The organism is Methanogenium sp. S4BF, assembly GCF_029633965.1.
GTDB lineage: Archaea > Halobacteriota > Methanomicrobia > Methanomicrobiales > Methanomicrobiaceae > Methanogenium.
In genome coordinates, this window is record NZ_CP091277.1 from 844717 (window position 1) to 857717 (window position 13001).

At 42.5% G+C, this 13001-nt stretch carries 9 protein-coding genes; 5 read left to right on the plus strand and 4 right to left on the minus strand.

The window, feature by feature from the left end; genetic code table 11:
- Positions 1-2 precede the first annotated feature (2 nt).
- The 5 genes from L1S32_RS04145 to L1S32_RS04165 all read left to right on the plus strand — a co-directional run bounded on the left by L1S32_RS04145 (position 3) and on the right by L1S32_RS04165 (position 7602).
- The gene (locus L1S32_RS04145) at positions 3-392 is read left to right on the plus strand and encodes a UDP-N-acetylglucosamine 2-epimerase (RefSeq protein WP_278156370.1); all 390 of its coding nucleotides are present in this window, start codon (positions 3-5) and stop codon (positions 390-392) included.
- Positions 389-1510, plus strand: a complete 1122-nt coding sequence (locus L1S32_RS04150) for a glycosyltransferase family 4 protein (protein ID WP_278156372.1) — start codon at positions 389-391, stop codon at positions 1508-1510. The genes L1S32_RS04145 and L1S32_RS04150 overlap by 4 nt, the downstream gene beginning before the upstream one ends.
- Before the next feature lie 69 nt (positions 1511-1579).
- Positions 1580-3778, plus strand: a complete 2199-nt coding sequence (locus L1S32_RS04155; protein ID WP_278156374.1) for a DUF2206 domain-containing protein — start codon at positions 1580-1582, stop codon at positions 3776-3778.
- Between the two features lie 320 nt (positions 3779-4098).
- Positions 4099-5511 carry an oligosaccharide flippase family protein gene (locus L1S32_RS04160; RefSeq protein ID WP_278156376.1) on the plus strand — a complete coding sequence of 471 codons (1413 nt, stop codon included), beginning with the start codon at positions 4099-4101 and terminating at the stop codon, positions 5509-5511.
- A 1008-nt stretch (positions 5512-6519) separates the two neighbouring features.
- Positions 6520-7602 carry a glycosyltransferase gene (locus L1S32_RS04165; RefSeq protein ID WP_278156378.1) on the plus strand — a complete coding sequence of 361 codons (1083 nt, stop codon included), beginning with the start codon at positions 6520-6522 and terminating at the stop codon, positions 7600-7602.
- A 693-nt stretch (positions 7603-8295) separates the two neighbouring features.
- Here the strand turns inward: L1S32_RS04165 and L1S32_RS04170 are convergent.
- The 4 genes from L1S32_RS04170 to rfbF all read right to left on the minus strand — a co-directional run bounded on the left by L1S32_RS04170 (position 8296) and on the right by rfbF (position 12201).
- Entirely contained in the window at positions 8296-8745 is a 450-nt protein-coding gene (locus L1S32_RS04170) for a dTDP-4-dehydrorhamnose 3,5-epimerase family protein (RefSeq protein WP_278156380.1), read from the minus strand.
- Between the two features lie 245 nt (positions 8746-8990).
- Positions 8991-10328, minus strand: coding sequence for a lipopolysaccharide biosynthesis protein RfbH (gene rfbH, locus L1S32_RS04175; protein WP_278156382.1), 1338 nt, complete (start codon positions 10326-10328; stop codon positions 8991-8993).
- A 5-nt stretch (positions 10329-10333) separates the two neighbouring features.
- Positions 10334-11428, minus strand: coding sequence for a CDP-glucose 4,6-dehydratase (gene rfbG / locus L1S32_RS04180; protein ID WP_278156384.1), 1095 nt, complete (start codon positions 11426-11428; stop codon positions 10334-10336).
- Positions 11428-12201: a glucose-1-phosphate cytidylyltransferase gene (rfbF, locus tag L1S32_RS04185; protein WP_278156386.1), complete on the minus strand. Its 774-nt coding sequence runs from the start codon at positions 12199-12201 to the stop codon at positions 11428-11430. Before rfbF ends, rfbG begins: the two co-directional genes overlap by 1 nt.
- Positions 12202-13001: the final 800 nt, after the last annotated feature.

Here is a 13001-nt window from a genome sequence, read left to right on the forward strand (position 1 = left end):
GAATGAAGACGGTTGTAATCAGAATCGCCACCCATCCCGAAATCATAAGCATGCCAACCACAATGCAGGAATGTGAACAGGAAATGAATAATGACTTGATTCCCCATACGGGCCGGCACCTCTCCCACGAGAGGGACCGGACATTCCCTGAAGGATCCGGGTTGCCTGAACCACCATATAATCCCGATGATAGTTCCGGCACCCCTGCTGAGCAGATTGGGAGAGGCCGTGCTGGTGTTGAAACGATACTGATGAGAGAACATCCGGATGCTGTCAGGGTACAGGGCAATACAAACAATGCTCCTGCCGGAGTTCATGCAGCATCCATATGTCACAAATACACCGTACCAATGGAGCCGGAAGGGGAATCTGATAATCTGGTGCACGCATGAAAGTACTATGCCTTTGTTTTTGGTTTTATGACTACACGATTCAGTTTGCCAATGCACTCTCCAGGCGATGCACCGTTATGCTCCTTATTCCCGACACCGTATCACAGGAATACCTGAACCTCATCGATGAACAGATAGAGGTACAGCAATTTGAATACTATAGATCCTCTTCGGGAGGGTTTTTTTCGATATTCCCCATGATACGTACGATTATCAGGCAGGCAAGGGCGTTCAATCCTGATATAATTCATTATCAGGCCCATAATCCGGTATTATGTGCGATACTGCCGTTTCTGAGGAGCTACCCCCAGGTGGCCACAATCCATGATGTAAAACCGCATCCGGGTGAAGACAGCATATTTCACAGAGGAGCTGTTCCGCAAAAGATCCTCCTGTATTACTCAAGAAAATACTCTGACAAGATCTTTGTTCACGGTGAATATTTGAAAAAAGAGATGATGGAGAATTATTCAGTCCGCGGTGAAATAGTGCACGCAATCCCAATGGGAGAGCATGAAGTCGAGCCATTTACACGATATTGGAATGAACATCTGCCGGAAGATGCCGGTACCATACTCTTCTTCGGCAGGATTTATGCGTATAAAGGACTGGATTGCTTAATTAAGGCAGAGCCGTTCATCACAAAAGAGGTGCCTGATGCAAAGATTATCATCGCCGGAGTGGGTGAAGATTTTTCAAAATATGAGAAGATGATGGTAAACCGGGAGAGGTTTATCATACACAATTATCTCATCCCCTATGCTGAAGGGGCAGCATTATTTCAGAGAAGCAGCGTAGTTGTCCTCCCCTATAAAGAAGCCTCGCAAAGTGGCGTCATTACCACAGCATATGGATTTGGAAAACCGGTGATAGTGACAGATGTTGGCAGTATTCCGGAAATGGTAGATGAAGGGAAAACCGGGTTTATCGTACCCCCCAGGGATCCGGAGGCTCTGGCCGGAGCGATCGTCACCCTGCTGAAGAACAATGAACAAAGAAAAATGATGGGAGAAAATGGCCTGAAAAAACTGAAAACCGATTTGTCATGGGAGACAATCGTAGAAACGGCGATTTTTCCGGTGTATGAACAAGCACTCCCAAAAAGAGTTAGTGGATAACGTTCTTTTTATCGATTCTGGATTATTTAAACAACATTACGGGAGACTATCGAAAACATGAGAGCAAAAATGAAGGTATCAGATCCTCTTCAAATGAATGACTGGGAAATCATTCCGTTTCTAAAAGCAGTTATTACTATTCATCTCATCTTTCTTGGTTTAATATGCCTCGATATTTTAGGATTTTCAATTCCGGTCATACAACCGCTTAGCAGTATTCTGTACCTCACATTCATCCCCGGAATACTCATCATCAGAATTCTTAGGCTCCATAATCTTGGACCAATAGAAACACTGCTCTATTCAGTCGGATTGAGTATTGCAGCGCTGATGTTATCCGGGTTTTTTATAAACATGGTGTATCCGTTTTTCGGAATTCAGGACCCATTTTCGTTCATTCCTTTGGTTATCACAATAAGCGCAATGACATTTATCCTTTGTATTCTCTGCTATGTCAGGGATAAGGGCCATGTTGTTTTGCATATCATCAATTTCTGTACAGAAGATTATCTGCCCATATTTTTCTTATCTCTCATCCCCTGCATGTCGGTGCTGGGAGCGTATCTGATGAATGTTCATCACAATAACACTCTCCTGATGTTCATGGTCGTTGCAATCGCCATTATTGCCTTGTTAATCGGTTTTGATAAGGTCATCCCTGCAAAATTCTATCCTCTTGCAATATTTATGCTGGCACTCTCTCTTCTGCTCCACAGATCACTCATATCAATGAATCTGTGGGGATGGGATATCTTTCATGAATATTATATTGCCAATTTGGTGATAGAAAATGCATTCTGGGATTCAACGATTCCTTTCAATACCAATGCCATGCTCAGTATTGTATTTATTTTACCGATCTATTCGTCCCTATGCTCCATGAGCCCGGTCTGGGTACTGAAAATTATTTATCCCTTCATATTTTCTTTCGTCCCTCTGGGATTATATCAGGCAGTTCAAAAACAGACGAATGAGAAGATTGCATTCTTTGCAATGTTCTTTTTTATATCATTTTTTACATTTTATTCAGAGATGCTCTCACTGGCACGGCAGCAAATGGCAGAATTATTCCTTGTCCTGACAATTTTAATTATAATCGATAAAACGATGGGCAGAAGACAGAGCCTCTTTTTGCTGGTTATATTTGGTGCTTCAATAATTGTATCCCATTATGCACTGACATGGGTATATCTCCCCTCTCTCATCGCCGCATGGATACTGTTGCTCTTAATGGAACAAACAGGGATGCAGACAATTAAACAGAAGATTTATTCCAAAATCAGAAAATATGGAGAGCACTATCCCGACAATCCCTATTCACCAGTACAGCCCAGGACAATAACCCTGCCCTACGTCCTGTTCTTTGTACTATTTACGGTTTTTTGGTACACAACCTTTTCAGGTGGCTCCACACTTGAATCGATTTTGAATATTGGAGAGAATATCGCGACCAGCTTCTCGGAGGAATTTCTGAATCCTGATGCTGCACAGGGGCTGGGCCTCATAATAAAGGAAACCACATCGCCTTTGAACACCATTTCCAAATCTCTCCATTTGATGACAATCTTTTTTATTGTATTCGGACTTCTCATCCTCATCTATAAAAAACACAAATTCAGATTTGAGAACGAATACATGGTATTTTCCTGGATAAATCTACTGATATGCATTGGCGGTGTTACCCTCCCCTTCTTTGCCAGCGCACTTAATACAACCAGATTATATCAAATCACCCTCATTTTTCTGGCGCCGTTCTGTATAATCGGTGGGATAATAGTCTTTAAAAGTATATTGAGGCCTGTTTACACAGGAAATCCGTATGTGGCAATATCCATATTTTTAGTGATATTTCTGGCCTTCAATTCGGGATTCGTTGATGAAATTGCAACGGGCGAATCATCTTCAATAGCGCTGAATCCCACATACCTTGCAGGCACCACCGATTTTGCACTCTTCAATGACCGTGAAGTTTCTGGTGCTCAGTGGTTGTACAGTGTACATAACAATTCAATCTATGCTGATGCAACTCAGCAGAATTTATGGAGAATCTATGGAGATGCACAGGCAGGACGTCTGCCGGAGAAAACGATTGAAATCGGGGATGACTCGTACCTCTATTTAGGGACGTACAACATTGAGAAAAACCAAATTCGGGTCCTGCATACGGAACAGGCATTTACGTACGAAAGATATATTGATTCCCGGAGGATTCTCCGGAATAATCATAAAATTTTCGCCAACGGTGGTGCGGAAGTCTATTATGGGTGACCTTTCACGACAACTATTTTAGCGTCAGGGGAAGGCCCAAACCGATTTTTGCCCATCCCGTAGTGGACTACAAATACGGGTGAAATTTCTTCAATTTTTTTCATACAGGAAAGACAATAGCCGAATTCGTGTTTTTGACATTATAGGAGAACGGCAACCTGAGTCTTGCATACCTGTTGCAATGAAAGCATCATCTCCTGATTTGATCCAAACCGATATGCACAGCCACCTGAAAGTGACAGATACTTTGTTATGCTCACCTACGAATAAGTAGATTATTTATGCCCTCTTCTGGCACCCAGACTTTCACAAAAGATGTCATGAAACTTGTAACCGGCACCACCTTTGCCCAGGTCATCACCATTTTAGCTTCACCACTCCTTACTCGTCTTTACGGCCCTGAGGCCTTCGGACTCGTTGCTATCTTCACCTCGATTACGAGCATCATCGGGGTTATCGCCTGCATGCGGTACGAACTTGCGATCATGCTCCCAAAAGACGACCGCGAAGCCGCAAATGTGCTGTGCCTTTGTCTCCTCTGTGCAGTAATGGTCAGCCTGCTTACGATACCGTTTATTTATTTTGGGGGAGATGTTCTTCTCTCTCTGCTCAAAGCACCCAATCTTGCACCGTATCTAATCCTAATCCCACTGATTGTTTTTATCGGCGGTGTCTTTCTTGCGCTGAACTACTGGAATTCACGTACCAAACTTTTCGGACGTCTTTCGATTGCTCAGGTCATCAGTTCTCTCTCGGGAACAGGCACAAAGGTGGGGGCCGGTTTAGCCGGGTTTGCATCAGGGGGGAGCCTCATTGCCGGAAACCTGGTAGGGTCGTCTGTCTCCACCATGGTGCTTGGCTGGCAAATCTGGCGCGATGATCATGTCCTTTTGCGTGAAAGCACCTCCTTGGAAGAAATGCTGGCAGCATTGAAGCGGTACAAAAAGTTCCCCCTCATCGAAAGTGGTTCAGCCCTTCTGAACACCATTTCATGGCAGCTGCCGGCGTTTCTTCTGGCGACTTTTTTCTCCCCGGTTATCGTAGGATACTATTCTCTGGGCTTCATCATGCTTCAGCTGCCTATGAGTCTTATTGGCGGTGCAATAGCACAGGTCTTTTATCAGCGGGCATCAGAAGCAGATCGTGACGGCAATCTTGCAGCGCTGGCTGAAAATGTATTTAATGTGCTGCTGACCCTGAGTATGTTTTCCATGCTCCTGCTTGCTGTTGTTGGCAAGGATCTTTTTCTCGTGGTCTTTGGAGACGCATGGGGCGAGGCCGGGGTATATGCACAAATTCTCAGCATTTGGGGGATATTCTGGTTTATATCTTCGCCGCTCAGTACGATTATCGCTGTGCGGGAGAAACTCACCCTCGGCCTCAATATAACGATACTCAATTTCGTTACCCGATTATTGTCTCTGGTCATCGGCGGCATAATGGGGAATGTACTGGTTGCAATCACATTGTTTTCAGTATCAGGCATTTTTACCTATGGCATTGCCTGTATTATATTCCTGAAAATGGTTGGCATACCCGTTTTGAAGACGCTCAGGATAATTGCCAGTCACATCCGGTTGCCTCTGCTCTTCCTGACTCCGCTCCTTGCAATCAAGTATTTTGCACTATCTCCATATATCGTGGTTATTTCTGCAGCACTCATTTTCGTTGGCTATTACCTCTATGTTTATTTCAGGGATTCTCAGCTGCGCATCATTGTTGGAAATTTATAATGTAAGAGGGGCACAGATATAATCCAAATATGAAAATCCTGGATTCTTTGCCGGATTCTTTCATCGGCGATTTACCCTTCTTTTTTCTCATGGCCAATAAAGACTATTATTTACCCTGATTCCTTCGAAGACAGGCGCAGAAATACCATGAGACACCCGATACGGGCCACCAAGGCCCGTCTCAGGGATAGAGCTAAGTGTTGGAGCCGTATGAAGCAAAGATTTCAGGTACTGTTCTGAGGAAGACCGAAAGGGAATTCTCTGCCCTTCCCCGACGTGGGCGGGATATGGGAGGACCCCTGACCTGAACGATTGCTGACACCTCTTAAGTGAAACAAAGGAAGTATACTTCGAAACAGGGTAAAGAGCCGGTTATATTTCGTTGTGGCGTTTCCGGGGAGAAACACCAGTCACCTTCTCATTCATCATGCATATGCCATGCGTAAGCATACTGCGGTGAATATCGAAAGGTATGTGTTTCCTCAAGGGGGTGATGACAACAACTCCATGCGATTCAACCCGGCACAGTCTGAAGGATAATGCTCAATCCACCGCGAAAGATATTTTGATCTATTCTGGTATGTTATGGTCTGTTTATGCCCATTCAACAATGAACGATGAGTTCTCAAACATTTCGGTTCAGGATATGATGCCAACGCCGAATGACAGAACACTTTTTTTGCAGATGTCCCGGAAATGAATCGAAGATAAAAACGAAATGAATCCTTAAAACAACAGGAACGGTTTAACCATTTGGCGGCAGGGAGAATACCATTATGAAGAATTACCGGTTGTAACGGAAATTTGTCGAAATTTTCTTATACTATAAGTCCCTAAAGCGGGATATTATCATACAAAATCGCATATCCAAAAAAATCAATTGACGATTATGTCATAAACCATAATATATTGAGAAATCACGTATTGAACCGGCGTTTATTGATTGACATGTATAAAAACTTACTGTGCATCGGGGATATTAATGGTCCATACCGTAGCCCCATCATTATGACAAAATTGATGGATTATGACCCAAATAAAGAGCTAAATGTAATTCTTATATCAAAAGCATATCCATTCAGTCACAATCATAGAAATATATGTGCCAGAATTTTCATAGTATTTATTAGCGAATTATATTACTGGATTGAACTTTTGCAGAAACTTCCGTTTTCCGATGCAGTTTACATGATGCCCATGAACCACAGATATTTTTTGCCACTCTATTTTCTCAATATCTTTTTCAGAAAACCAATTCTCTCCGACCTGTATATCTCAATTTATACTACCAGTCTCGATCGGGGCGTCAATGAACATAGTGTAATAGAGAGAACATTAAATTCCCCCGCTTATTTAAAAATGCTGGATCGGCTCATTATCGAGAAATCCAGATTGGTGACACACCCTACAAAAAGTGAATTGGTACATATTTCTGAGATGGTTGGAGCAAAACTTGGAAATAATTATGCAATATTGCCATTGGCCGTGGAAAGAAGAAAATATGCAAATCCAATTCAATCGGATATCTTTAGAATTTGTTGGTGGGGAACCTGGATCCCGCTTCATGGAATTGAAAATATATTAGAATCAGTTAAAATAACTGCTCAAAAAAATTCTCGTATTCACCTGGATTTATTAGGGACTGATTCACCGGAAGCAGAGAATTATAAAGGGATCATTGAAACCTTATCGATCCAGGAATTTGTTACCATTTATACGGATAAAAATTTCACGAATGGTTTACTTGAAGAACATCTAGTCAGCCATTGTGACCTTGCATTGGGTAATTTTGGTAGTTCTGAAAAGTCCAAAAATGTCTTTACCAATAAAATAATTGATGCTATGGCAATGGGAATCCCCGTATTTACAATGAATAATCCGGTTTTAAATGAATTTTTTGACATAGATAACGATGTATTTGTCTCTTCAAATGATCCTGCCGATATGGCTCAGGAATTAATTCAAATTATGAATAATCCTTCCGAACGCGAAAGGCGAGCTTGTAACGGGCATAATCGCTACATACAGGATTTTACTCCTGAAAAATACTATGATGACTTTATTTCATTGATCCATGGGATAATGAAATAACATGAATAATTATGATTTTGATTTCAAAACTCCCACAGCCAATTTGTTCGGCACCTGTTTATCCTCCGTTAAATTGTTGCAGCCTTTTTTCCACCCTTAATGAATACATATGGGAGCTGCCGAATCACCGGGGGTTCAATCCTGAGCGGGGAGATGAGAGTATGAAACAATTCACCCAGATTAAGGGATTTTTGCGTGAGAACAGGAATAGCAGCATAAAATGTGATTTCACCATAACAGATCTTTCCATGTATAGGAGCTATCAACAAATAGGACCACAAAAATCAGTATTTCAACCATTCTTCCGGATATAAGGTGCAAAATCAGAATTATCAGGCGTGTGGCAGACCAAGAAACCATTTTTTACTGATCTCTCTGATGCCCAAAAACATCTGAGTCGTTCTGCAGTTCAGAGATTTCTCACGGAGGGAAATGAACCGGGGAGACATGACGAGATCAATTCATATTACCGGTAAAAGAATGGATACAGAATACCATTTCAGCTTATCAGCAACAATTCCGATTAAATAGCTTCACTATAGTGATATGAATAATGGTGCAGATGCAGGAAATAAATTGGGAAAAATAATCAGGGAAGTGCCTGAGTATACGCTCAATGTAGTAACCGGTAAAGTCATGCGTATCAGGGATAAGAATACCGTTTCTTCATCCGGATGGTATAACTCAATACATTTAGCTATTCCTGATATTCCAGTCATACCCAATCTCTTCATTAAAGGGATCGAGGCGCTCAATCTCGTCAGGATCATGGGGAATTGATGCACAGTTGGCCACGATTGCCTTTGTGTCACCGATTGCCTTGAATCCGTTCACCACGTGAGGCGGTACCTTTGCAAGTACATAATTCTCCTCCCCCATGAAAATTTCCTGAATTTCTCCGCGAGTCGGTGAATGCTCCCGTCCGTCATAGAGCACCAATTTAATATTTCCATAAATTACTGCATAATTCAGTTCCATCTTTTTATGGACATGCCACCCTTTTATCGCATTTGGATAGATTACAGAGAAGTAAATCTCGCCGAATCCGCTGAAATATGGATCCGTTGACTTCATCAGATGTCTGATGTAGCCACGCTCATCGAGAATAGTTTTCAAGGGAATTATGTGTACACCTTCAATCATCGAGCAATCATGACCGCACCACAATATAAATATATCTGCAACTCGAAACGCACGGGATCTTAAAAATGAATTACAGAATTATCAGCCGGGATATTCTGAAAGAGAAACTCACACCGGGCAGATCGAACAGTATGCCTTCCGTTTCCCCTCCCCCTATCCTGAAGGGATGAAACACGGGGAGGCGGCGACATCAGTTCATGAACTATCATCATCCCGACCGGAGCAGATGTTTCTGCACTATTTTATTACTCATATTTTTTTACAAACTCCCGTATTTTTTTTACCACGTATTGTAATGCTTCAGGCCTCATACCCGGATAAACCCCAATCCAGAAACTGTCATTCATTATCTTATCCGTATTTGGCAGACCACCAATTACCCGGTAATGAAGGTCTTTACCTATCGTGTCAAATGCAGGTTGGCGAAGGATATTTCCGGCAAACAGGTTCCGGGTTTGGATATGATGAGATTCCAGATACTCAACGAGATCATTTCGAGTGAATTTCAGCCCATTTTTAAGCGTTATCATAAAGCCAAACCAACTCGGCTCACTTTTTGGTCCAGCTTTGGGAAGGATAAAATAATGATCCAGATCACGTAAACCACTGTATAGTGCAGCAAAATTCTCTTTTCGTTTCTCTGTAAAGCCGGGTAATTTTTCCAGCTGAGCGAGCCCAACTGCCGCCTGCATGTCTGAGACTTTAAGGTTAAACCCAAAATGGCTATACACATATTTGTGATCATAGCCCCAGGGCAACGTTCCAAACTGTTGAGAAAATCGTGCATTGCAGGTATTGTCCATACCACTCTCACAGTAACAGTCACGCCCCCAGTCTCTCATGCTCAGCATAATCTTTTTGAGCAGGGGGTTATTGGTATACACTGCCCCCCCTTCTCCCATTGTCATGTGATGAGGAGGATAGAAACTGCTCGTACCGATATCACCCCAGACACCCGTGAATGTACCATCGTATTTTGATCCCAGTGAATCACAATTGTCCTCGATAAACCATAGGTTGTGCTCATCACAAAAATCTTTAATGACATCCAGATTAACGGGGTTGCCAAGCGTGTGGGCCACCATAACCGCTTTCGTCAAAGGGCTTAGCGCTTTATCGAGTTGCGCCGTATCGATATTAAAAGTCTCAAGTTCCACATCCACAAAAACCGGGATGGCTCCGTATTGTATTATAGGAGATACGGTAGTCGGGAATCCGGCTGCTACCGTTATAACTTCATCACCTCTTTTTATCTGTCGCTCTTTCAACAGCGGAGAGGTCAGCGTAAAAAATGCAAGAAGATTTGCTGAGCTACCACTATTTACAAGGAATGCCCAGCGGACACCCAGATATTGGGCAAATCGGGTTTCGAATTCTTTTGAGTATGTTCCATAGGTGAGCCAAAAATCCAATGAACTATCGACAAGGTTTATCATTTCTTTTTCATCAAAGACACGCCCTGCATAATTAATTCGGCTTGTATCTTCGATGAAAGGAGCACAAAAGGCGGGTTGATGAACTTCAGCATAATATTCTTTTACTTTTTCAAAAATCTCTTTTTTAATCTGTTCTTTTCTCTCCATTCAAATCACCCTGCCCACTCAATTTTTTTCTCTTTTGCGTCATGTATGTATGATTCGAGATTCTCCTGTGTCTCGATTATACCATTCTCATAATAGCTTTTGTACCAGTTCACGGTTTTTTCAAACGTCGTCGTGCTATCCCACACACTCCTCCAGTTGAGTTTTATTTGAGATTTCGAGCAGTCCAGCCTGAGAAGATTTGCCTCATGAAGCTGCTCTGTTGCGGGACTTATTTCAAAACTAACGTCATTCCAGTATTTTTTTACATTTTCTACAACTTCCTTAACGGACATACTTTTCCCGTCACCGGGGCCAAAATTCCACCTGTCTGCAAACTCTGTCTTTTCCTCCAGTAACTTTTGTCCAATCTGCAGATATCCACTCAGAGGTTCCAGCACATGCTGCCAGGGTCTGGTTGCATTTGGATTTCTGATATGAATTAATTTATTTTGAGAAACAGAAAGCATGATGTCTGTCATTAATCGGTCTTTTGCCCAGTCACCACCACCGATAACATTTCCTGCGATACAACTTGCCAAAAGGGTAGTATGAACATTTTTATAATCCTTAAGATTAAAGAAGGAGTTTCTATAACTGCTGGTTAATAATTCTGCACACGCCTTACTGGAACTATAAGGGTCATAACCACCCATGGGATCATTTTCTCTATAGCCCCAGACCCACTCCTTATTTTCATAGCATTTGTCGCTGGTCACATTGACTATTGCCCTGACGTTATGCTTTCTGCACGCTTCAAAAACCTGAAGGGTCCCTATAACATTTGTCTCGTACGTTTCTACCGGTTTCTCGTATGAAAGTCTGACAATCGGTTGGGCAGCGAGATGAAAGACAATTTCCGGTTGGTATTTACGAAAGGCAGAGTCAAGGTTTTTGTCATCCCGGATATCTCCGGTAACTGATTCAATAGCCAAGTGGAGCAGGTCGAAATGATTGGGATTTGTTGGAGCGGAAAGTGAGTAGCCCACCACATCTGCTCCCAGTTGATTGAGCCAAAAAACTAACCAGGAGCCTTTGAATCCGGTATGACCGGTGACTAATACCGTCTTATTTTTGAAAATGCCACCAAAAAGAGTCTCCATTACCAGACTCTCCAAGGGGCTTTATTGGTTTCCCACAGATCCTGGAGTAAGAATTTATCCCTGAGAGTGTCCATAGGTTTCCAAAATCCTTCGTGCATATAGGTATTTATCTCACCATCTTTTGCAAGATTTTTCAACGGATCCTGCTCAAATATGGTATCATCACCTTCAATGTAATCGAACACTTCTGGTTCGCACACAAAGAAACCTGCATTGATCCAATTGTTACCATCCCCTTTTATCTTCTCCACAAAATTTACGACTTTAGTACCATTTTCAATTTTCAGAACCCCAAATCTTCCATCCGGCTGGACAGATGTTATTGTCATGGCTTTGCCATGTGATTTGTGAAACTCCAATAATTTGCATATATTTATATCAGCCACCCCATCGCCATACGTAACCATAAACGGCTCATCCCCGATTATCTCCTGAGCTCGCTTGATTCTGCCACCTGTCATGCTATTCAGCCCGGTATCAATAAGGGTGACTTTCCATGGTTCACTGGAATTGGAATGCACCTGCATCTGGCCGGTCTTTACATCAATTGTCAAATTACTCTGGTGAAGAAAATAATTAGCAAAATATTCTTTAATCTGGTACCCTTTATACCCAAGTAATATAACGAAATCATTGAAACCGTAATAGGAATAAATTTTCATAATGTGCCATATAATGGGCATTCCCCCAATTTCCACCATCGGTTTTGGCCGGACTTCTGTCTCTTCACTCAGTCTCGTGCCATAACCCCCGGCAAGCAGCAAAACTTTCATTTAGCCATTTCTCCTTTTTACCGTAAAATCAATTTTCAGTAGTCATCCACTCATTGTCAATCGAATTTTTTCAATAAATCGTTCCCGAATGGCATACTCTCTTGCCTCTTCCAATTCCCCATTCCGAACCCCCACTCAATCCATGCATCAGGATCCACCACATCCCGACCATCCATAATAATGGGCGGTCACAACTGCAGAGTTTTTTGAACGGTTCGGGCACAAGACCCATGTAATCCTTGTGCCCTTCAGGAATTTTCTCACCAGATTTGACGTTCCGGTCCTGTAGCCTGAACTCTTTGAAAGACACCGGAATTTAGTATGCACTTTCAAATTCCGGTGCACTCTCAAACGAGCACAGCTTTGGGAATCCTCAGATAGCCCATGCTAATGACGCCGCCTTTCTTAATTCATTCCCCCCCTTTCAAAGATGTGCTGAAGTTTTTTGTCAGCGTTTGGGTCTCCTTTATCATAGTTTACATATATATAGGTTTTTACGACAGGTGCCAACCATTTTCCTATCGTAACCTACGGTGAATAAAGAACGATCTCAGCCCGCCTCAAACATCCATAATCTCCGGTTTATTGACGGCACCCTATTAGATCAAAGAAATACACCGTTACCTCTGGATTGAATACACATCACGGATTCTGAATTTGTCCGTCCTGAATAGTGCCAAACCACCTGGTAAGCGTATAATGCCTCCAGAGAAGATCTGGCATCATCTGAACACCGGCATCGATACTCTTCTTCTTTCCCGGGTATCCCGCGTCGAATACGGGGAGACTGCATAATCTGC